Raw genomic sequence first — 22,685 nt, 5'->3', positions numbered from 1 at the left:
TCTTTTCTAGAAAGAATATTTTAAGATATTTTTATTAATTATGAACAAAAAAAGCCAAAAATCATCCCAGAAATCATCATTTAATATCCTGAAAAATATTCCTCAATTTATGCTTTTAATCGCGATCGCCACTGTAACGGTATTTCCCTTACTCTGGCTCGTGAGTACTGCCTTTAAGTCGCCCACAGAGAACATTTTCCAATCTGTACCGCAGCTATTGCCTTCTCAGCCCACGTTGGGAAATTTTATCAAGGTCTGGCAAAACTCTCGATTCGATCTTTATCTTTGGAATAGTTTTTTTGTTTCCAGCATCACCGTCGTGCTTAATCTTCTATTCTGCTCCCTTGCCGCATTCCCTCTGGCGAGACTGGAATTTAAAGGAAGGGATCCCATTTTTTGGGCGATCGTGGGAACAACCATGATCCCCTTTCAAATTACGATGATCCCCCTATATATCTTGGCAGTACAGCTAAATCTAAAAAACACCTATGCGGGTTTAATTTTTCCCTACGTAATTTCGGCTTTTGGAATCTTTTTATTGCGTCAAGCCTTTCAAAGCGTACCCAAAGAAATGGAAGAAGCAGCAAGGATGGATGGTTGTTCGAGTTTAGGGATTTGGTGGCACATTATGTTGCCTGCGGCATATCCTGCATTAACTACCCTAGCCGTGTTTACTTTTGTGGCAATGTGGGGCGATTTTTTATGGCCATTAGCGATCGTGGATAAAGCCGAGCTATATACTTTACCACGCGGAATCGCCAGTCTTGCCAGTGCTTTTTCTGAGGATTGGCGTTTAATCGCCGCAGGTTCCGCGATTTCTATGGTGCCTGTAGCGATCGTGTTTGTCTTTCTCCAACGCTACATCATTCCTACCGAAGCGAGCATCGGCGTTAAGGGGTAAAGCTCTGTACAAAAGGTAAGGCGGCGCAAAGCGCCGCCTTACCTTTTGTACTTGTCATTAGTCTGTACTTAGGGTAGTTTATGATGCGTAAGATATGGATTTTAAATTTAATCTAGATTTAATATTTCATTTAATATTTCATTTAATATTTTAAATAGCCTTGCTCCATATCCCGTTCAATAAATTCAGCATTTAAGGGAAGCAATCCGCACATGAAAATAATTATCCGTAAGACATTTAAAGCCCTTATCTTGCAAAATCTCACCAATTTAATACCAATTGCGATTCTGTCTCCTTGCCTAATGATCGCATTGCCTCTTGCCGCACAAACGCAATCGTCTCAAACGTCAAAGGATGCCAAACAAAATATTAACCAAAATACTAACCAAAATACTAACCAAAATATTATCTATGTAAATCCACTAACGGGAATTGATCGCCCCGATCGCGGCAGTAATACATCACCATTTAAGACTATTACCTATGCCCTCAGTCGCGCCCAGTCCGAACAGATCATACAACTAACTAATGGAACCTATAGTAGTACCACAGGTGAGCAGTTTCCCATTCGCCTGCCTTCAGCTTTAACTTTGCGAGGAGATGAAACCATTAAGGGGAAAGGGATTACAATTTTAGGGGGAGGAACGCTTTTAACGGGATCGGGCTTTCCGCAAAATGTGGCGATCGCTTTAGGCGATCGCTCAGAACTACGCGGCGTAACCGTAACTAACCCCAATTCTAGAGGTTATGGAATCTGGATTGAAAATGCCAGTCCCACGGTTTCCAATAGTACTTTTCTTGGCAACCAGCAAGATGGAGCGTTAATTACGGGAAAATCGGCGGCGATCGTCTCCTTCAATCAATTCTTTCGGAATGGAACTAGCGGCTTAGCGATCGAGGGGGAAGCAAGCCCTGATATTCGTAGCAATCTCTTTCAACAAACTACGTTCGGGATGAGTATCCGTCAAGATGCAACTCCACAAATCACCGAAAATACTTTCACGCAAAATCAGAATGGCATATTAATTCAAGCCAATGCAAAACCAGTTTTGCGAGGCAATGCGATCATTAATAATCGCAATTATGGCTTAACAATTTCCGATCTGGCAAAGCCAGATTTGGGCAAGGCTAACGATGATGGCAATAATACTTTGCAGGGAAATGGTACACTCGATCTGCAAAATGTCAGCCGTAATGCGGTTGTCGTAATCGGCAATCAATTAGACATTAAAAGAGTGAAAGGGAATTTGCAATTATTAAATGTGCGTCCGCCATCTAATTTATTTGTGAATAATTTTGTGAATAGTTCTTTAGCAAATGCTGCAAGCGCAAGCACCATTCCCAGCAATCCTAAAAGCGATCGCTTTGCCAACCTCAAACTAGAACAAGAGATTTCCGCCAGTCAGCCCAGGAACCTTGCATCTAATCTGGATAATCCACCAGCATTGGTTAGACCGATCGCTTCTAATCCGAACAATAGCTTTAATTTTGTCAATACTCAAGGAAATCAAGCCAATCAAGCTAATAATCCCTTCTGGTATGAGCCCGTTACTTCCGTTATCATCAGGATCTCCCCTAGGGGATTGGATTCCCCCATACCAACGAACACAGAAATTACTTCGAGTTTGCGTCCTGTCCGATCTTTTCCTCCCAGTGGAGAACCTGTAAATCAACCCATCCAAATTGCACCCCTCGCGAACACAAGTCTCACCCCCCAAACACCACCACGCTATCGAGTAGTTGTTCCTGTCTCTTCCCCCAATGCGGTTGCGCAAGTGCGCCAGATTGTCCCTAATTCCTTTGCCTCTCGTCTTAACGGTTATCTAGTGGTTCAGATCGGAGCCTATAGCGATCGCCGCATTGCGGAGGTACAAGTTTCACGCCTCGCCCAACAGGGATTATCCGCAAGAATTGAAACTATTAATCCATAGAAATATTTCATAGAGCGCAAAGCGCTCAAAACCAAGCCCAAAAGATAAGTAGCGGCGCGGAGCGCCGCCACTTATCCTTTGGGCTTTATACCAAAGCTGAAAATGGCGTAGCCATTTTCAGCTTTGGTATTACTTGGCTATCTTTCACATTGCGAGCTTAAATTAGGAGGCTCATGGGTTTCCAAATAGTCTTTAATCCAGTTGTTTCCTAGCTCCATCAGATGGGGTAATGAGAAATCCCAAAGAATAGCTCGACCATTGGTACTAGCTGACAAGAGAGTGTCGCCGCTAGGACTAAAACAAACCCTCTTTACTGGTGCATGATGCCCTTGCAGCGTTAGAAGCTCTTTCCCATCCAGACTCCAGATCCTGACTGTGCGATCGTTCCCGCCCGAAGCTAGAGCATTCCCATCGGGACTGAAGCAAACACTCCTTACTTCAGCATTATGCTCGTTTAAGGTTCTCAATAATTTCCCATCAAGGCTCCATAACTTAATACTGCCATCCTTACTACCACTAGCCACGATCTGGCTGTCAGGGCTAAAGCAAACACTGTAGACCTCGCCCGTATGTCCGCTCAAAGTATTTAATAGAGTTCCATCCCAATGCCAGAGTTTAACGGTTTTATCTTGGCTTGCCGTTGCCAACATATTCCCATCAGCGCTGAAACAAACTTGATATACGGCATTAGCATGTCCGCTTAAAGTATGTACCCATTCTCCTTCTTTATTCCATAACTTAACCGTGCAGTCAGCACTAGCAGAGGCAAAGATCTCGCCATCACCACGATAGGCGATACTATAGATTGATGATTCGTGTTCGTTATAGATACTTTTTAATAAGTTTCCTTTCCCATTCCAAATTTTGATTGCGCGATCGCTTCCGACGGACAGTAAAAAACGGTTGTCTGGACTAAAACAAACACTATTAACGCTCTCTTTATGTCCTTCTAAAGAGGCAATCATTTTGGCATGGGCAAACCAAATCTTGATGGTACTATCGCTACTAGCTGTAGTAAAAAAGCGACCATCACTACTAAAAGCTACGCAATTTATTTCGTCCGTATGTCCATCCATATATGACAGAGAATTACCATGCAATCGCCACAGCTTGAGGGTCGTATCTTGGCTACCCGTAAGCATTGTACTGCCATTGGAGTTGAAGGTAATACTATGGACTCCACCTTTATGCCCTTGGAGAGTTTTGAGCAATTCCCCTTTGAAGTCCCAAATTTTAATCGTGCGATCGCTACTGACTGAGGCTAGAGATTGACCATTGGGATGAAAATGCACTCCCAAAACCTTATCTGTATGCCCCTCTAGAAATGCGATTAAATTCCCTTCCATATTCCAAAGTTTAACGTCGCGTCCGCGACTTGCCGAGGCAATGACACGTCCCGATGGAGATATATCAATATCTTCGATAAAGCTATCGTGGGCTTTAAAGGTTTTAATCGGAGTGCCATTAATATTCCAGATAATTATCGTCCGATCGGCGCTCCCACTAACGAGCCGTTCGCCATCTGGACTAAAGCAAAGACAGGTTACCCATTTGTGGTGACCTGCGAAGGTGTTAAAGGGAGTACCATCATCGCGCCAAAGTCGAATTTTTGTATCTTCACCGCAGGAGGCGAAAATGGAATCCGTGGGACTAAATTTCACCGCTAAAACTGGTGCTTGATGATCTTTAAGCACTTGGATTGGCTGATCTATAAACATCTTAGTCAGGCGACTCATCTTCCACAGCCTAATGGTTCCATCACGACTGGCGGAAACTAGATGTTGGCCAGTACGGCTAAAGCTGAGGCTGGTAATCCAGTTTGTATGCCCCATGAGAGTTTGTAGTAAGTTCCCCTTTTGATCCCATATTTTGATCGTGCGATCGCTACTACCCGATGCGATTAGAGTGTCATTGGGTTGGATCGCAATACAGGTGACCGTATCGAGATGTCCTGCAAAATGATTGTATTCACATACATTGTAAACTGCTTGATGGAGAGCCGTTAGTCCATGCATTCGCAAACTTGCTTTTTCTCCTGTAGAAGTTTCTAAAGCTTGCAATTGTTTGCCTGCTTCCATCGACTCCAATAGCGCCTCAAATTGCTGATTGAGAATAAATGTCGCTTTGGCAGAGGCACTTTTGAGCACAACTTCTGCTTCCATTAGACTGGCTTGTAGTCTTTGTTGCATTTCCACTAAACGGAGTTTCGCATCCTGTTCCGCTTTTAAGGTTTGTTCTAGTCTTCGCTTTGCAGCAGAGAGAATTTGATTAGCCTCAGCTTGAGCAAGGAGGGCAGTTTCTACTTCTCTTTTTTCGAGTTCTTGGCTAGCCGAAAAGAATTGGTAATCATAGTTACTCAGATTCTTATCCGCTGACCAGATCAGGGCATCCTGCAAAGCTTGTCCCCGTAATAAGCGCGATTCATCTTGGTAATTAGAATCCATCCAAGCCTTAAAGGCTTCTCCATAGGGACGTAAATTTGCTAAGGCTTGATTTACCCAATTTTGATTAAAAATCGCTGCATAGACTGGGTTATAAACCCGCAGTTTCCCCTCTCGTTTGACTACTAATCCCGTAATCCGTAATTCGGTTTGTTCGGGACTATCATCGGCAACAATGCCGCATTCAAGTTTGTGTAATGACGGTTCTGAACTTAAAATTTGTTGATATAAACCCAGTAATTTACCCTGACGATTTTCACTACTCCAAAGAATGCGATCGCGAATGGTCTTAAAATGTTCAGGCTGGTCTTGTATTTCCCAATTTTCGACGAGGCGCGATCGCACCAGATTGTTAACCCAAACGAGTTCGTGATTTAAGGGAACGGAATCCTTGGAGAGCAAGATTAACTGACAAAGTTTTTGAGTGAGAAAGGGTTGTCCTCCTGTATAGGCGAGTATGGCTTTGATGACCGCAACAGGATTTTGTGATTTCGATAATAATCCTCGCATTAAAGGAGTCGCTTCCTTTAGCTGAAATCCTCTTAACTCGATCGCCCGTCCGATGTTAAAAGGAGTCCGTTGTTTATCGCGAATCAGATCGGCAGGCGTAGCAACGCCAAAAAGGGCAAAGGTTAAGCGATTGTAGGCAATGCGATCGGCTCGACGATTAAATAATTCCCGAATGAGCGCAAAGAAATCATCAACCCGAAAATTCAAACTGAGGATACTATCAATTTCATCCACAAAAAGAATTACGGGCGAAGAGATTTTTTTTAGCAAACCTTCATCTAGAAACTTGCCAAAGCGTTGGACTGGCGAAAGTAAATGATTTTGCTCCCACCATTCTTCTAAATTAAAGGAATCATATAAATTCAAGCTACTGATAATGCTATCAATTAATCCCGCATACCACTGTTCTGGAGTAATGTCGGACGTACCAATCGCAGTAATATCGATCGCCGCACAGGTAAAATTTTCCTCCTGCAAACGCTTCATCGTCCGAACTCTCAGACTCGATTTACCCATCTGCCGAGAGTTGAGAACATAGCAGAATTCTCCTGCCTTCAAACTTTCATACAGATCGTTATCTGCCTGCCGCGCTACGTAGGTTGGGGCATCAATAGATAAACTTCCCCCAACTTGGTATAGATAATTCGTCGTTGTTGCTTTTGTCACGAGCATTATTCTTCTCTATTACCGAAAAACTTCTCGAAAATATTGGTAATAAAGATCGCACATGGGAATTACTTGATTACCAACAAACTTCACTAAGCCAATACTTCTCAATTTAAAAGCCACTTGGCTATCTAACTGAAGAGGAACTGAAATCGAGACTAAATCTTTGTAAGCTTGCAGTAGTTCGGGATCTTCCCTTAAGTTACCGAATTGACGGCGAAGGTGATCGCCATAAATCCCCTCTTCCGTCGCTGCTACTCGTAACAAACTTTCCCAATCGATCCGCCCCCGACTAATTTGATAGAGAGCCTGCCTTACGAGATAGGGATGTCCACCTGTAAGGTGCATTAATTGCTCGACCTGAACGGATTGCCAAGAGAGTTGATGGCGCTGGACGAGCTCGGCAATCTGAGCCAATGTCAACTCAGGCAAATCGATCGGTAAACCAACATTAAACGGTGACTGATTAATATTGAGAGGGATATAAACATCTTTAGAGTGAACGATCACCAATCGCAGTTTTTTCCAAATCTCCTCATTCTTTGCTTTCTCATGCCAAGCTCTCAAAAGCCCAAAAAAGTCAGTCGCAATTTTAGGATATTGAAAAACTAAATCAACTTCGTCCAAACCTAGAACTAAGGGAGGCTCCTTCGCAGTCAGTAAATAACGCTGAAAATACTTCGTACATTTGTTTTTACTTCCTAAAACCCCCTGCCATTGTTGATCCAAATTATCCTCTAGATCGAGTTCGGCAGCGATGCTCGCACAAAACCATTGCAAAAACAGGTCTAGATCGCTAAACACATCGCTATCGGCTTGTTGAAAATATAGGTGCGCGACTTGATATCCCTTATATTTAGCGAAGGCAAGCGTCCGTGAGAGGAGAGATGACTTGCCCATTTGGCGTGGTGCTTTAATGCGAATGAGCGAACCTGCCCTGAGCATTGTTTCACAACAGTCCTTCTCTATGGGTGGACGTTGAATATAGAATGGAGAACCTACTTCTATTTGTCCTTCAGGCTCTTCCAACTGAAATGGTGATAGTGAAGCAGGGGGCTTAGGGGTAGAAGTCGCTGTGAGTGTCGTCGCAGTATTAGTAGTATTGGTAATATTGAGTAATCTTTCTAAGGCTTGCAGTACTTCTCCAGCATCCTTATAACGTTGGCGATAATCGTAGCGCATCATTTTGTCAATAATTGCTGCTAATCCTCGATTAATTTGCAGATTCACCTTAGCGACTGCTTTCGCACAGTTGTACTCATTGGTCTGTTCTTCTTTGGGAAGCTCTTTAAATGCAAGCCCAGTAAAAGCCTGCAAGCACATAATTCCCAAAGCATAAATATCACTACAAAATTTAGGTTGCCCAGCTAATTGCTCGTTGGGCATATATACCAACGAACCGACTACCACCGTTCTTGTCTCTTTATTTGCTTCATTTAAAAAATTCGGAGATTCTTTTGATAAGGCTTTGACCGCGCCAAAATCAATTAAGACAATTTTGCGATCGCGCTTGCGGCGAATTAAATTGGCGGGCTTAATATCGCGATGAATCACCTGTGAACTATGCACAAAAGCCAAGACTTGCAAAATATCCCATAAAGAGGAAACTAATTCCTTTTGACTCCACCTGCGACCACCACTAATCTCCCGATCTAATGTTTGTCCTTCAATAAACTCCTGTACTAGATAAAATTCACCATTTTGCTCAAAATGTGCAAATAATCGAGGAATCTGATCGTGACTACCTAAATCATTTAAAGTTTTGGCTTCACTTTCAAATAATCGTTTAGCGATCGCTATTTCTTGAGGATTATGTAATTGAACCTTGAGTTGTTTAACTACGCAGGCAGGCTTGTTAGGTAACTGTAAATCTCTTGCTAAATAGGTACAGCCAAAACCACCACCACCAAGTGGCTTTATAATTTGATATCTGCCTGCAAGGACTGCTTCAGCATTGGTCATGGTGTTCTAAATAGATTACAGTTTTAAGTAACATCTTTTTTATAATACAGTGACAATTAATGCTCGGAAAATTCTTTAGGGATTTAACATATAAGTTATTTTTTGTCGCTTTATCAAAAAGTTTATATCTTTATATTTGAGTTATGGTATTTGAGTTATAAAGAGTCAAAGCTTGTGGTATTTTCTGCACTTACATCACAGGCTTTAGGGCTTTATATTTAATTGCACCTAGCCAGTTAAACATAATTTCTTTATCTCCATTCATCCTTTCTATAGCAATCCAAAATCTAAAAATGATTTTGGGTTTATGAAGGTACATCCCTTAGCGATGCAATTCCATAAACATTTAGAATCGATCATTCAAGATTGATATATCCGAAGAAATATATCAGAAGAATAAGTATTAAAAAATTCATAGGTAGCTCTGGGCATAATTAAAATCCAGATGGAAAAACTATGGCGCAAGGGCATCTTGCACCACAGTTTTTTGGTTTTTAATTATGCTGAACTACTTAGCAAAAATAATTACCATTAAATATTCACTGGTGAGGGGGCAAGCAGGATATTCATCTCACAATAGATTAATATTTGCTTGGATGGATGCTGCTGACGCGTGGAGTGCAGCAAGTTCTTCATCTAAAAGCTTTAGCTCGACGATTTTTTCCGCACCTTGTCGCCCTAATTGCACGGGAACACCCATAAATATATCCCTTAAGCCATATTCGCCTGTCAGATAAGCTGCGGCAGGCAAAACCCGATGCCGATCACTAATGATCGATTCCACCATGACATTGACTGCCGCCGATGGAGCGAAATAAGCACTGCCATTTTGCAGTAACTGCACGATTTCAGCACCGCCATTACGCGTTCTCTCCACTAGTCTAGTGATCGCCTCCTGAGATAGTAGTTCTGTAATTGGCACGCCATTTACCGTTGATAGACGTGGTAAAGGAAGCATCAAATCGCCATGACCACCTAAAACAGTAGTATAGATATCAGCACTGGAAATTTTTAGTTCCATCGCAATAAAGGTTTGGAATCTCGCAGCATCTAGAACTCCGGCCATACCAATTACCCGCTGAGGTGGTAATCCGCTTACTTGCCATGCTAGGTAGGTCATTACATCTAGCGGATTAGTAACTATCAGTAAAATCGCGTTCGGGGATAGAGAGATCGTCGATTGCACTACATCTTTGACGATCGAAGCATTAATCCTCAATAAATCATTGCGGCTCATTCCATCTTTGCGTGGTAAGCCCGCAGTGACTACGATGATGTCGGAATCTTTGGTATCGCTATAGTCATTAGTACCAATAATTTGGCGATCAAGATCGGAAATTGTATGGGCTTGTAATAGATCGAGGGCAATACCTTGGGGTTTGCCTTGAACGATATCGTATAACACCACATCTGCCAAATTTTGCTTAGCAATGCGCTGAGCTAACATGCCGCCAACATTACCTGCACCAACAACGGTGACCTTAGGCGATCGATAATCTTCAACTTGTGTCGGCATAATTATAAAAACTGCTCAAGAAGCACTTAAATTAGCTTTAATAGTATAACCACAGCAGTTTTAAATTTGTTGTAGGCAAAATTAAGCCTTTCTGAGCTTATTTAAAATTATAGCTACCGCCAAACAAAATCAACTCTCTTTTGGGAATTGGTATAGAACAAATCAAAACTCAAAAGGTGAGTGGCTATGCAAAGCATAGCCACTCACCTTTTGAGTTTTATTGCCAATGTAAAGCTCGCATTTCTATATTGCTATAGCAGTCCTCAATGAGCGAAAAAATGAGCAAAAAAATGAGCGAAAAGCGAACTTATTACCTAAAACTTGATTGTCCGCTTATGGGCGGCAACCGACTCCACCAAACCGATCGCCATAAAATTAGCGAGTAATGCCGATCGCCCATAACTGAGCCAAGGCAGGGGAATACCCGTTACAGGGGCGACATTAATATTCATGCCAATATTTACAAAGGTTTGAAATAGCACAAAGGAAAATACACCGATCGCCAACAATGAACCGAAATTATCCCTTGCATTTACCGCAATTACCAGCAAACGCCAGCAAATACCAACGAACAATAGCAACACACAGATACAGCCAATAAAGCCAAACTCTTCACCGATTGCGGAAAATATAAAATCTGTATGTTGTTCGGGAATAAAATTTAATTGGGTTTGCGTACCCTTCAACCAACCCTGACCGAGCAATTTCCCTGCACCGATCGCAATTTTTGACTGAATGACGTGGTAACCAGCGCCAAGGGGATCTTGATTGGGATCGACAAAAAGAAGTAAACGCTTTTTTTGGTAATCATGCAAGACATTCCACAGGATCGCCCCAGCTTGCCCCGCCACTAAATTAACAACCACAGCTATGATCGTGCTAGCAATGCGAAACCAAGGTAGAGAGATCCATGCCGCCACCCCCATCAAGATCACCCAGACAATCCAAACAGGTAAATAAAGCGAAAACAAGACCGCCGAAACAATTGGGGAAAATATCAATACCAGCCAGCCTAGACTCGCCCCCGCCCAATAGAGCATTCCAATGGTAATTGCCGCAAATACCAGAGCTGTACCTAAATTTGGTTGTAAAAAGATCAAAATCCAAGGGGGCAATGTTACCCAAGCGACTTTAAAGGCATCGATGGGACTGTGAATTGGGCGATCGTGCATCACTGCCGCTAAAGAAATAATGATGCCCACCTTCGCAAATTCCGAAGGCTGAATGTTAAAGCCGCCGATCGTAATCCACCGCTCTGCACCTAACGCGGTCGTCCCGATCGCTAATACCAAAATCAAGGAAATATTGGTAATGGCGTAGGTAACCCAATGTAAGCGCAACAGGCGATCATAGTGAAATCGCGCGATCGAAAACATCGCGGTCAATCCTACTAAACCAGTCGCCCAATGCTGCCACCATTCAGTACGTCTAGCGCTATAGTCCGAGCTAAAAATGGCAACACCACCTAGAATCGTCAATAAAATCGGAAAAACCAGCAGTAATACATCAGCATCACGCCATTCCCGTTTAATATTTTCCCAACTTGGCAGTTCTAAAACTTTTACGACCATAAATTCAGATAATTCAGCATTGAAGTTTGACTTGGCATTTAAAATTGGTACTTAAAATTGGTACTTACAGCAATTATCGATCAAACGAACCACGAGAAGATTTTTGAAAGCTTTGCTTCGCAAAGCTTTCAAAAATCTTCTTGTTTGGGTTTGAGCGCAAAGCGCTGTAAATTGGCATTTAAATAAGTACCTCAGCACAATTAAAATCCATTGCTAAAACCTGCGGTGTACGCGCAGCTTGCGCCGCAGGTTTTAGGGTTTTATATTTAATTAAGCCCACTTACTTAAGTAGTTCGGCAGGGTTAAAAATCAAAACCAGAGTATATGCTCGTTTATTGGGCAGTATGTACTTCATCAATTGTAACCAAGCAAATAAATCTATAGACTGTAAACCGCAAAAAAATACAAATTGATCGAATTTTAGTAATTTTAAGGATGGGCGGCGCTTCGCGCCGCCCATCCTTAAAATTACTAAAGCTTTTTCTGCAAAACTAATACTCCCATCATGCCATTGGCGATCGCATAGTGGGTTGCCTGCATAAATCCTGCGGCTTTGGCTAATTTTACCTGCTCAGTACCGATGGGAAACCTCGCTAAACTTGGGGCAATATAGGCATATTCCTCGGTCATCGCAAATCGGTCAGCCATGGGTACGACCACTCGCTCCAAGTAAAAATCTTGAAAACTTTGCATTAGGCGATCGCTAGGGCGATGAAAGTCTAAGATGGCTGCTTTTGCTCCCTGTTTGAGAACGCGGTGCAATTCGGCTAAACATTGAGGAATATTTGTCACATTTCGTAACCCATAGGCGAGGGTGGCTCCGTCAAAGGTATTATCGCTAAAGGGGAGCTCCAAAACATTCCCTTCTTGCCATGTGAGACATTTTTGAATTTTGGGCGCGTAGTTATTAGCTTTATCGGCGGCGATCGCTAATAGTTGTTTAGAAAAATCTACGCCGATCGCCTGCCCCCTTGGCGCAACTAGTTGAGCTAGCAAGGTCGTCATGTCCCCAGAACCACAGCAAAGATCGAGCCATTTTTCCCCCTGTCGCGGTTCGCACCAGCGCAGAGCCATCTTTTTCCAAACGCGATGCTGTCCTAAGCTCAGAAGATCGTTAAAGCGATCGTACAATGGGGCAATGCGATCGAAAATCTGCTGGATATCAGTTTCCGAAGGTTGAGACATGGAGTTACCTAAAAGCTACTTACACCATTGCTAAGCATAATCGCTGAGCGGATCGATCGGCACGAGTTTTATCATCATGCAACAATGTAATACTAGATATTGGCAACACAACCATTGCCCTAACTATGCAAAAACTTTGGTTTAGTAAAAGCAAGCAGCCACAGCCTTTACCTCCCGCAGAGGAATCTCTATCGTCATCGGCAAGCGAAACCACCCCAGAGCAAAACTCAGAGGAAACCAGCCTCCCTGCCAAAACCTTTGAATGGGAAGTTTCAGCGGCTTGGTTTTTTGTAGCTTTAGGAGTCGGCGGAGTGATTATGGTCGCAATGTTTGGATTGCAGTATCTGACTGCACCCGAAGCAACTCCAGATAGCAACCTCATCTGTAAATCTAAGATCGGTGGAGATTGGCAAACGCCCTTTGGCAAAGTAACCTTGCAGTCAGAGGCAGAGAACCTCGTTTCAGGAAAATATGAATATACAAATTTTGAACGCGGTAAAATTAGCGGTGAATTAACTGGTAGGCTGAACAACAATGTTCTTTCCTTTGATTGGCAGGAAACGCCCAATCAACAGCCGAAGCAACAGGGCAAAGGAATTATAGTTTTTGGTGAGGGTTGTAAAGAATTTTACGGTAGCTATGGGATTGGGGGTAGTACAAATAATTTCGGTAATTGGCAAGGTTCTCGTCTGCTCAAATAAGCTTAGGTTTTGATTTTATTCATTTTATTTTACTCAATTGTTTAGATAGATGACGCTATCTAAAAATAAAACCCGTGTTTTGCCTATGTACAACATTTCTTATCTATTGCTTGTGGAAACAAGTATCATTACCCAAACCGATCCTAATACTTGGCAGTCGATCGCCAAATTGGGCGAATGTCTTTTGCCAGAGGTTGTAGCAGTAGAAATTAGAAATATCGCCAGTGGCAAAACTGAAGGTAACGAATCAGCCGCTAAACAATTTCAAAAATTACTCCCAAAACTCAACTGGGAAACTACCCCCTTAACTTCTGACCGTAGCGATTTAGCGATTAGGGCTACCCAAAATCTTAGTCGTAAGGCAAAATTGATGATGAACGTTGCTCGAAGTGCCGCTGGAGTTGCTAATGCTCATCCGCAACAATGTGTAGTTTTAATTTCTGATGAAATATCCTTACGCGATCGCATTGCCAAGCTAGAGTTTAAAAATCTCTGCGCTATTCCTTCAGCGGTTGCCAGACAATGGTCTAGAACTGATCGAGAACCACCAATTGTGCAACTCGTCATCAAACAGCTACAGGAACAATTAGAGCAAACATCCGTTCAATCCTCTCACCAACCCACTAATTCACCCAATGAAACCTCAAAATCTGCCTATCTAGGTGTAGACCATCAAGATACAAGTCCACAGTCCAGCCCTCGCACAAGCTCTAATTTCAAAGGCTTTAATGCAATCAATTTTATAAAATTTGGTCTAGCAACAACATTTTTAGCTACGATTTTATTGTTTGGATGGAAGCTAGCTCAACCTCAACAATTTCAACAGTTCTGGGAAAAAACTGGGTTGCCTCCGCTACCAAAAATATTTATTCAACCGAATCAACCCAAGAAAAGTTAATAAATTAATTCCCTCATGATATTTCCAAACCAAGACGCTGTTGATAAATAGAGATGCAAACTAATGGATATGGGCGAAACAAAAACGGAATCCTTTGAACTAATCGAAAAGTTAAATGAGATCGGTATAGCACTCTCGACCGAAAAAAATACGCCCAAGTTGCTAGAAATGATCTTAAAAGGGGCAAAGGCTATCTTAAACGCCGATGGTGGAACGCTATATCTAGCCACGGAGGACAAACGGCATCTTCAATTTGAAATCATCATGAATGATTCTCTTGGTATCATGATGGGCGCACAACTCGGAGAGCCGATTCCTTTCGATCCCTTGCCTCTCTACGACGCGGATGGTAATCCCAATAACACGATGGTGGCAGCCCATGCCGCTTTGTACAAAAAAACGATTAATATTCCTGATGCCTATACTGCCAAGGGTTTCGACTTTGCGGGGACTAGAGCTTTTGATACCAAGACGGGCTATCGATCGCAGTCGTTTTTGACCTTGCCAATGCTCAATCATGAAAATGAATTGATTGGCGTTTTGCAGTTGATTAACGCTAAGGGAGATGATCGTCAAATTATTGAATTTTCTAAGATTGCCCAGCGCATTGGCGAATCCTTAGCATCCCAAGCCGCGATCGCCTTAACCAATAACAAACTAATCGGTCAATTTCGCGAGTTATTTGAATCGTTTATTAATCTCATGTCTGAGGCGATCGACAAAAAATCGCCTTACAACGGCGCTCACTGCCGTCGCGTCCCCACCTTGACCATGATGATTGCCGATGCTGCCTGTAAGGCAGATTATGGCATTTTCAAAAATTTCCGTTTGGATGATGAGGAAAGATACGAGCTAAAAATTGCAGGGCTGCTCCATGACTGCGGTAAAGTAACTACGCCAGTACATGTAATCGATAAAGCAACTAAACTCGAAACAATATTTGATCGCATTCACTTAATTAATACTCGCTTTGAAGTCCTCAAACGCGATGCCGAAATTAGTTTTCTTAATCAAAAAATTGCGGCGATCGAGTCAGGCAATCTCAGCATTATTCCTGCCCTAGAAGAGACTTTTAAGCAAAAACTCGCTCAATATTCTAGCGACCAAGATTTTCTTCGCATTTGTAATGTTGGTGGCGAATTCATGAGTAATGAATATAAAGAAAGGCTGCAAATCATTGCGACCTATCGATGGATCGATCCGATGGGTGTCGAAACTAATTTCTTGACTGATAACGAACTATACAACCTCAATATTTCTAGGGGAACCCTTACTGCCGAAGAGCGCAAAATTATCAATGATCATATTGTGGTTACGATCGAAATGCTCGAACAATTACCCTATCCTCGCAATCTTCGTCGCGTACCAGAATATGCTGGCGGTCACCATGAGAGAATGGATGGGAAAGGCTATCCGCGAGGCTTAACGCGCGAGCAAATGTCTCTGCCTGCAAGGATGATGGGAATTGCTGATATTTTTGAAGCCCTCAGCGCTAAAGATCGCCCCTATAAACAGGGTAAAACTTTAACTGAATGCCTCCAAATTCTCGGTAAGATGAAGTTGGAAAATCATATCGACCCCGATCTGTTCGATCTATTTGTCAGCGAGAAAGTGTATTTACGCTATGCCAATGAGTACCTCGATCCCGATCAGATCGATGAAGTCGATGAGGATAAGATTCCTGGGTATAGGGTAACCTTAGCGAATGTTGGTACTAAATAGGTAGGTATGGGCGGCGTGAAACGCCACCCATACCTAATAGACTAAGAGAATTTTTAGAGCTGAGGTTGGAGATATGTTGCACGCGATCGCCAATGCCGATATCCTTTTAAGGCTTTACTAAACATAACCCTTCAATAAGTTATCTAGGTTTGTGAAACACCCTCGATCCTGCCCCAATTACTTAAACCACATTGATTTCGTACTTATTTATGTTTGCCCAGTTTCGCTCTCAATATCCTCAAGGTCGCATTCAAACTGAGATGCTCCCCAAAATCGACGGGCTCCATGCTTTTAGGGCGATCGTCTCGGAAGGAGATGCAGTTATGGGCACTGCTACGGCTGTCGATAGCGATCTTGAAATAGCAGAGGATCGAGCCATTAAACGGGCTCTGACGATCGCGGGACTTGCCTTTGACAATGGATTTGATAATAACTATGGCAATTATGGATCGCCCATGCTCACCCAAGTTTCGCGGGATCCTGCAACGGTCAATTCTCTGCCATCAGCTAATTTTAATGCTCTAGGCAGTGCTGCGAACCTTTCCGAGCGTAATGCTAATCCCCAGTTAAGCCATACGATGCAAACCATTCAAGCAGAACCTACTTTAAACTATGCATCAAGTAACTATGGGACAAGCGAATATATCCCCGAAGAGCATGTCTACTATGCGTCGAGCGAACCAGCACCTGCCCTATCGTCACCTAACGAAACTCCTAGCGAAACCGTAACAACATCTCGTTCGTCTCATCCTACGAATAATCCTACGATGATCAAGGCTTCAGCACCCCAGATCGCGCCCGAACCAATCGATCTATCCGATCCGATCTCTAAAATCGATGTGGAGATGGAGCGTCTAAACTGGACAAAAGCCCAAGGGCGCGATTATTTAGTACGGACTTTTGATAAAAAGTCGCGGCAGCAATTAAGTAACGACGAGCTACTACAATTTCTCAGCTATTTAAGATCGCTGCCAACTCCAAATCGACAGTTAGCAAACGACGATTTCTTCTAAAATTATTTGTGAAATTATTTGTCAAATTATCTGTGAAAAACCGCTTGCCAATGTCACCCAGCGAGTTTTTAGAAATCCAAGGCATCCCTGCATGAAATCTCTCAATTTTAAAGAAGAACTTAGTCTATTGATCCGCGCAAAATGTCCGATTATTTATGTCGTGACATGGGAGGAAGAGCGTGCGGAAAAGGCGATCGCTCAGGTCGCGCAGGAATGTGGACCGCCCCGTCAGATGCTTTATTACGATCTTGTGCGTGGGTTCGAGCATAATCAGGAAGGTAAAAATAATTTACTGCAAGCTCTCCAAGTGGTGGAGAATAGCGATCGCCAAACGGCAACTATTTATGTATTTCGAGATTTACATCGACGTTTGGCTTCGCCAAGACTAGATGAAATTTTGGTACGTCAACTTCGCAATCTTTATCGCAGTTTTCGGAATTCGCGTAAAACCCTAATTCTGTTGAGCCCATTATTAGAGATGCCTTCGGAACTCGAAGAACAGATAGCGGTTCTTTATTTCCCATTACCCGAAACGACGGAAATCCGTCATATTATTGAGCAGATGATTCCCCCCGAACAGTTGCGAATGGAGGGTAATAGTCTCGAACAGTTGATTAAAGCTTGTATGGGCATGACCCGCGATCGCATCTGTCATACGCTCTCTAAGTCAATCGTCCAAAAGCATTTTGTGAACGAATCGGATATTGATCGCGTTTTAGTTGAGAAACAAAAACGCATCAGACAAACGGAGTTCTTAGAGTTCTTTACTCCCAATGAGACCTTAGATAGCATTGGGGGGTTAGACAATTTCAAACTTTGGTTAATGCAACGACAGCAGGCTTTTTCCGATGAAGCGAGAGCGTTTGGCTTACCCAATCCCAGAGGAGTTTTATTGTTGGGGATTCAGGGAACAGGAAAAAGTCTCTGTGCTAAAGCGATCGCCAATCTTTGGCGATTGCCCCTCTTACGATTGGATGTTGGTCGCCTATTTGGCAGCTTAGTGGGACAGTCGGAGAGCCGCACACGCCAGACGATCCAGCTTGCCGAAGCCCTCGCACCTTGCATTCTCTGGATTGACGAAATTGACAAAGCCTTTGGGGGAATTGCTAATAGTGTGGGCGATTCGGGAACCAGTCAACGGGTCTTAGGAACCCTATTAACTTGGATGCAAGAGAAGTCTAGCCCAGTATTTGTGGTGGCAACGGCAAATAACATTCATGCCTTACCCCCTGAGTTATTGCGAAAGGGAAGGTTTGACGAACTCTTCTTTATTAATTTGCCTACCTATGAAGAACGGAAAGAAATCTTTTTACTCCACTTAAAACGTTTTCGTCCGACCGAGTTACCTAGTTTCGATATCGAGCGCATGGCTGCTATCTCTAAGGAATTTAGCGGTGCAGAAATAGAACAGGCGATCGTTGAAGGGATGTATCGCGCTTTTCACGAACAGAGAGATGTTAGTACAGAGGATATTTTAGGCGCTATCAAGGAAACCTATCCCCTAGCAAGTACGGCGAGAGAACAGATTAGTTTCATGCAGGCTTGGGCAACTCAAGGCAGGGCAAGGAGTGCTTCTCGTGGTGAAGCGATCGATCTAGCAAGCGATAAGTTAAGCAGTAAATTAGGCGATATTACCTTGCTTGACAATTTACCAAAAGCTCTTGCTGAGAACTCAAGAGGCAAACATCGCCCTTTGCCCTTGCCTCCTTTACCGCAAATTAAATCCAGTTCTGACTCATGAACCAACCTGCACCTTCTTTTGACGATCCAGAATTGCCTCAGTTACAGGCAATTAAAGCGCATCTGGATTTGGTGCTAATGTCCTTGGAAGCCCTAACGGGGATTGGCTCCGATGAAATGCTGGCAGTTGCGGAAAAGTTAGGTTTGGAGGAGATTTTAAGCGATCGCATTACTCTATGGCGGTTACGGCAGGCTAGTCCCTTACGCAAGGGGAAGGGACGAAAGAAACTAGATGTTGATGAGGCAAGGGCAATGACTTTAATCAGCTGTACCTTGGCGGCGCAGCAGCAGTTTGCTATTCGTAATGCGGTCGCTCAATTAGAGAAATGTACTGCACTCAAACACCCTCCCTACCGCGAACCGATTCTCGGTGATTATCTAGATCGCTTTAATAGTCTGTATCAAGAACGCATGGCAGAAGAAGAACAGGCTAAACCCGATGCGATTCAGCGACTAGCCTTAAAATTGTTAATCGATTTGCTATTTTATAGTTCTCAAATTGGTTCCCGTCGTCTCTGGGTAGCATTGTTAGAACGCAGTCAATAGGAAATAGTTTATGGACGCTGGATTAAAAGCGCTTTGCACTCAAACCCAAACCAAGAAGATTTTTGAAAGCTTTGCTTTGCAAAGCTTTCAAAAATCTTCTTGTGGTTCGTTTGATCGATAATTGCTGTAAAAGCGATCGCTATAATTATCTTATGCAGGATAATGCTAGTGTTGGATTTATTAAAGGAGTTACAAATCAATGACTCAGATAGTTGCAAGAAAACCCTTATATGAATCTGATTACCTACTTTGGATTCAGGAAACTATAGCTAAGTTAAAAAACAGAGATTTTGAGAATCTCGACCTTGAAAATTTGATAGAGGAAATTGAGGACTTGGGGCGATCGCAAAGAAAGGAGTTAGAAAGTCGTCTTGCGACTTTATTGGCTCATTTGCTCAAACGGATGTATGTAAATATGCCTGACTGTTTTAATGGCTGGGAAAATACTATCCGAGAGCAGCGCTTACAGATTGAGGTATTACTTAATAACTATCCCAGTCTCAAAAGCTATTGGGATAGACATTTTAGTGATGCTTGGCGATTTGCTTTAAAGCATACTCGCAAAGAATATCAGTCAAAAGGTTTTACTTTCCCTAACGAATGGGAGTTTGAGAAAGATACTGACTCTATTGTCAATATTGATTTTTGGGACTAAGCGATCGCCCCCAACTCAATCTCTACAAATTGCGATCGCCTCAAATTACCTTTTAAAATTACCTTTTAATTTGCTTTGGAAAATCAGGGACTAGCAAGGATTGCTCTAACTCCCTTTGCTCGTTATAAAATCTCATTTGACCTTCTTCATTGCATAACCATACTTCAAGAGCTTGGGCTTCAAAATACAATTTCTTCTTGAATTCCATTTCACCCAAAGTATTGCCAATAGATTTAACCTCTATACAAATTTCTGGTGCAATGGATGCTGATACTTCATCTTGGATTTTGTCAAATCTTGCTTCCGAACACCACACCACATCAGCAACTTTAACACCATCTGTTGTGTCGATCGCGCATTCTGGCATGACTTCTCCATTGCTAATTAAAGACTCTAATAGACGTTGGATTCTTCCTTGATGAAAAGAATGTTTGATTTTGACTGGACTCATGACGATTTGCCCCCACTTGTTTAACTCAATTTTGAAGGGTAAATCTTGTAGCTGTTTATTCTCACAAACTTCTTCCCATTTCATAATCAATTACCTAGAGCAATTAGAATGATCATAACTTATCTGACAATATTTTAGATGAGATAGCAATCGCCTCCAACTCAATCTCAACAACCTGCGATCGCCATTTCCTCTAACTATTTATGATAATGAAATCGGCACTGTGTAATGGTGACTTGGTTTTCATCAAAAGCATAAATAATGCGATGTTCTTAGTTGATGCGTCTAGACCAGTAACCCTGTAGTTCAAATTTTAAAGGTTCTGGCTTTCCCAGTCCTGTTGTAGGATTTTTGCAAATTTCAAGACAGATTTGGATAATCTTTTTCAGCATCTTGATGTCGTTCTGTTGCCACTAATCTAAGTCCTTTAAAGCATTTTCAGTCCAAGTAAGCTTTAACATCTATTTCTCTTACTTGACCTTGTTGATGTTGCAAGATGCCTTGATATAAGCGATCGCGATTGACTGGGTTGCTTAGTAAGTACAATGTTTCGACTAGGCTGCTATATTCTTTTGCGTCCAGCATGACAATGCCCTGCTCAGGTTCTTTATATACTGAAATGACTTCGTGATTTTTTAATACTCGTTCAAAGATCTGTGCAAATTGGGTGTTGCATTCTTGAAAGGTGACTTGTTGTGTTGACATGATTTTATAGTCCTATTACAGGTACTTATAGCATTCTAACTTGGATCGCCTAAAACACAACCCATCAAAATGCGATCGCTATACTAGATGTTATGCACGATAATGTTAATGTTGGATTTATTAAGGGAGTTACAAACTAATGACTCAGACAATTACAAGAAAATTCTTATATGAATCTGACTACCTTCTTTGGACTCAGGAGACTATAGCTAAGTTAAAAGCTAGAGACTTTGATCATATAGACTTTGAAAATTTAATAGAGGAGATTGAGGATTTGGGGCGTTCTTATCGGGATGAGCTAGAGAGCCGCTTGGATGTATTGCTATCTCATATTTTGAAGCGATTATATGTTCCTCTACCTAATGACTACAATGGTTGGGAAAGAACAATTAGAGAACAACGCAAGCAAATTAGAAGACGTTTAGAAAAGTCTCCTAGTCTCAAAAACTATTTACCTGAAATTTTTGATAAGATTTGGCAAGATGTGATTAAGGAAGTTCGAGAAGATTATCCACAATATGACTTTCCTGATCTTTGGCAGTTTGATCGTGATATCGATACTTTGTTAAATGGTAATTTCTGGAGTTAGGATAAAGGCGATCGCCCCCAACTCAATCTCTACAAATTGCGATCGCCTAAAACCCCAAAACTTTGATAAACAAGATTAATCATTTCGTCTGTACATAGCTCTAGCTGTAAGAGGAAGTTTTTGGCTTAATAAGCCCAAACTACGCAAATTCTTCTTAATCTTCCTAGCTTTTGCAATCTCCGCAGCTTCTTCAATTCTATCAGCCAACATTTTATAGTTAAAGTACTTATAGACCTTAAAGCCATGCTCTAGAATCAGTTTTGGGGTAGCACCTGGTTGATCGCTTTGTCCATAATGATTTGATAAATGGTGAATTTGTATTCCAACCACTCCATTCCCACGCGCAATAGACTGTTCAATCTCATAGTTGACATATTTTCTATTCGCAGTTTGATTTCCAATGAAAACAACAGTGACGCTAGTGTTGTAGAGTGCATTGTCAATCATTCTTTTAATGTTGGCATCACCCTTTTTTTTAGCATCTTCCCAAAGTGAGGCATCTCGAAATCCAGCTGCTGCACAGCCTGTAATGTTAGGAATACTTCTAATCTGATTTATGCGCCAAACATCTCGTTGATAGTGAAAGCTGAAGAATACTCGTCTTGACATTATTTTCCTCCTGTTGCTGCAATAATTACAATGATAATGATAATTGTGCTGAAGGGTAGTCCTAAAAAGGAAAGGATGAGGGAAAATATCTAGATGGTTGTTACAGATTAAAGCAATGTCAGAGTCAAGTCCATCAAGTCCATCATGTCCATCCTGCCAGTCCGTATCAGTGGTTAAAAACGGTAGTACTCGGCATGGCAAACAAAATTATAAATGTCGGGACTGTGGTCGTCAATTTGTAGAAAATCCACAGTGGCAGAGAGTTTCAGAGCGTATCCAAGACACTTATGACCTTTTAGAGAGACTACTGCTAAGAAAAATCCCACTAGCTGGAATAGCTAGAGTCCTCAAGGTCTCAGAGAAATGGTTGCAG

General features: G+C 42.2%; 19 protein-coding genes and 1 pseudogene. 11 read left to right on the top strand and 9 right to left on the bottom strand.

All coding sequences use genetic code 11. The features are described 5' to 3' along the window. Window positions 1-40 precede the first annotated feature (40 nt). Window positions 41-901, top strand: coding sequence for a carbohydrate ABC transporter permease (locus tag PSE7429_RS04185; RefSeq protein WP_009625814.1), 861 nt, complete (start codon window positions 41-43; stop codon window positions 899-901). A gap of 212 nt (window positions 902-1,113) precedes the next feature. Beyond that, window positions 1,114-2,832 carry a DUF1565 domain-containing protein gene (locus PSE7429_RS04180; protein ID WP_009625813.1) on the top strand — a complete coding sequence of 573 codons (1,719 nt, stop codon included), beginning with the start codon at window positions 1,114-1,116 and terminating at the stop codon, window positions 2,830-2,832. Window positions 2,833-2,969: 137 nt separating this feature from the next. Here the strand turns inward: PSE7429_RS04180 and PSE7429_RS04175 are convergent, their stop codons facing one another. The 5 genes from PSE7429_RS04175 to ubiE all read right to left on the bottom strand — a co-directional run bounded on the left by PSE7429_RS04175 (window position 2,970) and on the right by ubiE (window position 12,683). Beyond that, window positions 2,970-6,449 (bottom strand): WD40 domain-containing protein, encoded by a 3,480-nt coding sequence (locus tag PSE7429_RS04175; RefSeq protein ID WP_158467609.1) that lies wholly within the window; start codon window positions 6,447-6,449, stop codon window positions 2,970-2,972. An 18-nt stretch (window positions 6,450-6,467) separates the two neighbouring features. After that, window positions 6,468-8,411: an AAA-like domain-containing protein gene (locus tag PSE7429_RS04170; RefSeq protein WP_009625811.1), complete on the bottom strand. Its 1,944-nt coding sequence runs from the start codon at window positions 8,409-8,411 to the stop codon at window positions 6,468-6,470. A 571-nt stretch (window positions 8,412-8,982) separates the two neighbouring features. Continuing rightward, the gene (gene mdh / locus PSE7429_RS04165) at window positions 8,983-9,927 is read right to left on the bottom strand and encodes a malate dehydrogenase (protein WP_009625810.1); all 945 of its coding nucleotides are present in this window, start codon (window positions 9,925-9,927) and stop codon (window positions 8,983-8,985) included. Window positions 9,928-10,241: 314 nt separating this feature from the next. Next, window positions 10,242-11,498: a rod shape-determining protein RodA gene (rodA, locus tag PSE7429_RS04160; protein ID WP_009625809.1), complete on the bottom strand. Its 1,257-nt coding sequence runs from the start codon at window positions 11,496-11,498 to the stop codon at window positions 10,242-10,244. 471 nt (window positions 11,499-11,969) lie between these two features. Beyond that, a complete protein-coding gene (ubiE, locus tag PSE7429_RS04150; RefSeq protein ID WP_009625808.1) occupies window positions 11,970-12,683 on the bottom strand; it encodes a bifunctional demethylmenaquinone methyltransferase/2-methoxy-6-polyprenyl-1,4-benzoquinol methylase UbiE in 714 nt (237 codons plus the stop codon). Window positions 12,684-12,808: 125 nt separating this feature from the next. Between ubiE and PSE7429_RS04145 the strand changes: the two genes are divergently transcribed. The 7 genes from PSE7429_RS04145 (at window position 12,809) to PSE7429_RS04115 (ending at window position 19,958) form a co-directional block, all read left to right on the top strand. After that, on the top strand, window positions 12,809-13,384 hold the full coding sequence (locus PSE7429_RS04145) for a hypothetical protein (protein WP_009625807.1): 576 nt from the start codon (window positions 12,809-12,811) through the stop codon (window positions 13,382-13,384). 85 nt (window positions 13,385-13,469) lie between these two features. After that, window positions 13,470-14,282, top strand: coding sequence for a PIN domain-containing protein (locus PSE7429_RS04140; RefSeq protein ID WP_040687234.1), 813 nt, complete (start codon window positions 13,470-13,472; stop codon window positions 14,280-14,282). A 63-nt stretch (window positions 14,283-14,345) separates the two neighbouring features. Beyond that, on the top strand, window positions 14,346-16,004 hold the full coding sequence (locus PSE7429_RS04135; RefSeq protein ID WP_009625805.1) for an HD family phosphohydrolase: 1,659 nt from the start codon (window positions 14,346-14,348) through the stop codon (window positions 16,002-16,004). Window positions 16,005-16,213: 209 nt separating this feature from the next. Further along, entirely contained in the window at window positions 16,214-17,017 is an 804-nt protein-coding gene (locus tag PSE7429_RS04130; protein ID WP_009625804.1) for a hypothetical protein, read from the top strand. 91 nt (window positions 17,018-17,108) lie between these two features. Next, the gene (locus PSE7429_RS04125) at window positions 17,109-18,758 is read left to right on the top strand and encodes an AAA family ATPase (protein WP_009625803.1); all 1,650 of its coding nucleotides are present in this window, start codon (window positions 17,109-17,111) and stop codon (window positions 18,756-18,758) included. Next, complete coding sequence (locus PSE7429_RS04120; RefSeq protein WP_009625802.1) at window positions 18,755-19,303, top strand: DUF3038 domain-containing protein; 549 nt, start codon at window positions 18,755-18,757, stop codon at window positions 19,301-19,303. The genes PSE7429_RS04125 and PSE7429_RS04120 overlap by 4 nt, the downstream gene beginning before the upstream one ends. Window positions 19,304-19,502: 199 nt before the next feature. Continuing rightward, window positions 19,503-19,958, top strand: a complete 456-nt coding sequence (locus tag PSE7429_RS04115) for a DUF29 domain-containing protein (protein WP_009625801.1) — start codon at window positions 19,503-19,505, stop codon at window positions 19,956-19,958. A 58-nt stretch (window positions 19,959-20,016) separates the two neighbouring features. Here PSE7429_RS04115 and PSE7429_RS04110 read toward each other — a convergent pair whose 3' ends face one another. The 3 genes and pseudogenes from PSE7429_RS04110 to PSE7429_RS04105 form a co-directional block, all read right to left on the bottom strand. Beyond that, entirely contained in the window at window positions 20,017-20,493 is a 477-nt protein-coding gene (locus tag PSE7429_RS04110) for a Uma2 family endonuclease (protein ID WP_009625800.1), read from the bottom strand. Between the two features lie 113 nt (window positions 20,494-20,606). After that, window positions 20,607-20,810 (bottom strand): annotated as a pseudogene (locus PSE7429_RS27050) (Txe/YoeB family addiction module toxin); the annotation flags it as partial. A gap of 37 nt (window positions 20,811-20,847) precedes the next feature. Continuing rightward, a complete protein-coding gene (locus tag PSE7429_RS04105) occupies window positions 20,848-21,114 on the bottom strand; it encodes a type II toxin-antitoxin system Phd/YefM family antitoxin (RefSeq protein ID WP_009625799.1) in 267 nt (88 codons plus the stop codon). Between the two features lie 139 nt (window positions 21,115-21,253). Between PSE7429_RS04105 and PSE7429_RS04100 the strand changes: the two genes are divergently transcribed. Continuing rightward, entirely contained in the window at window positions 21,254-21,703 is a 450-nt protein-coding gene (locus PSE7429_RS04100; protein ID WP_009625798.1) for a DUF29 domain-containing protein, read from the top strand. Window positions 21,704-21,778: 75 nt separating this feature from the next. On the opposite strand, the gene PSE7429_RS04095 is transcribed toward PSE7429_RS04100, so the two are convergent. Continuing rightward, window positions 21,779-22,312, bottom strand: coding sequence for a TIR domain-containing protein (locus PSE7429_RS04095; RefSeq protein ID WP_009625797.1), 534 nt, complete (start codon window positions 22,310-22,312; stop codon window positions 21,779-21,781). 115 nt (window positions 22,313-22,427) lie between these two features. On the opposite strand from PSE7429_RS04095, the gene PSE7429_RS27045 reads away from it, so the two are divergent. After that, window positions 22,428-22,685, top strand: a 258-nt coding sequence (locus PSE7429_RS27045) for an IS1/IS1595 family N-terminal zinc-binding domain-containing protein (RefSeq protein ID WP_040687241.1), incomplete at its 3' end; no start/stop codon positions are given.

The organism is Pseudanabaena biceps PCC 7429, assembly GCF_000332215.1.
In the GTDB taxonomy this organism is placed as follows: Bacteria; Cyanobacteriota; Cyanobacteriia; order Pseudanabaenales; family Pseudanabaenaceae; genus Pseudanabaena; species Pseudanabaena biceps.
The sequence above is the reverse complement of the archived record's forward strand: the minus strand, read 5'-3'. Positions and strand labels throughout refer to the sequence as shown.

Excerpts from the sequence above, each read along its gene's own strand:
- PSE7429_RS04185 (WP_009625814.1), top strand. The coding sequence starts at position 41 with ATGAACAAAAAAAGCCAAAAATCATCCCAGAAATCATCATTTAATATC.
- PSE7429_RS04105 (WP_009625799.1), bottom strand. The coding sequence starts at position 21,114 with ATGTCAACACAACAAGTCACCTTTCAAGAATGCAACACCCAATTTGCA.
- PSE7429_RS04135 (WP_009625805.1), top strand. The coding sequence starts at position 14,346 with ATGGATATGGGCGAAACAAAAACGGAATCCTTTGAACTAATCGAAAAG.
- PSE7429_RS04170 (WP_009625811.1), bottom strand. The coding sequence starts at position 8,411 with ATGACCAATGCTGAAGCAGTCCTTGCAGGCAGATATCAAATTATAAAG.
- PSE7429_RS04095 (WP_009625797.1), bottom strand. The coding sequence starts at position 22,312 with ATGTCAAGACGAGTATTCTTCAGCTTTCACTATCAACGAGATGTTTGG.
- PSE7429_RS04140 (WP_040687234.1), top strand. The coding sequence starts at position 13,470 with ATGTACAACATTTCTTATCTATTGCTTGTGGAAACAAGTATCATTACC.
- PSE7429_RS04110 (WP_009625800.1), bottom strand. The coding sequence starts at position 20,493 with ATGAAATGGGAAGAAGTTTGTGAGAATAAACAGCTACAAGATTTACCC.
- mdh (WP_009625810.1), bottom strand. The coding sequence starts at position 9,927 with ATGCCGACACAAGTTGAAGATTATCGATCGCCTAAGGTCACCGTTGTT.
- PSE7429_RS04180 (WP_009625813.1), top strand. The coding sequence starts at position 1,114 with ATGAAAATAATTATCCGTAAGACATTTAAAGCCCTTATCTTGCAAAAT.
- PSE7429_RS04145 (WP_009625807.1), top strand. The coding sequence starts at position 12,809 with ATGCAAAAACTTTGGTTTAGTAAAAGCAAGCAGCCACAGCCTTTACCT.
- ubiE (WP_009625808.1), bottom strand. The coding sequence starts at position 12,683 with ATGTCTCAACCTTCGGAAACTGATATCCAGCAGATTTTCGATCGCATT.
- PSE7429_RS04120 (WP_009625802.1), top strand. The coding sequence starts at position 18,755 with ATGAACCAACCTGCACCTTCTTTTGACGATCCAGAATTGCCTCAGTTA.
- PSE7429_RS04125 (WP_009625803.1), top strand. The coding sequence starts at position 17,109 with ATGAAATCTCTCAATTTTAAAGAAGAACTTAGTCTATTGATCCGCGCA.
- PSE7429_RS04100 (WP_009625798.1), top strand. The coding sequence starts at position 21,254 with ATGACTCAGACAATTACAAGAAAATTCTTATATGAATCTGACTACCTT.
- PSE7429_RS04115 (WP_009625801.1), top strand. The coding sequence starts at position 19,503 with ATGACTCAGATAGTTGCAAGAAAACCCTTATATGAATCTGATTACCTA.
- PSE7429_RS04130 (WP_009625804.1), top strand. The coding sequence starts at position 16,214 with ATGTTTGCCCAGTTTCGCTCTCAATATCCTCAAGGTCGCATTCAAACT.
- rodA (WP_009625809.1), bottom strand. The coding sequence starts at position 11,498 with ATGGTCGTAAAAGTTTTAGAACTGCCAAGTTGGGAAAATATTAAACGG.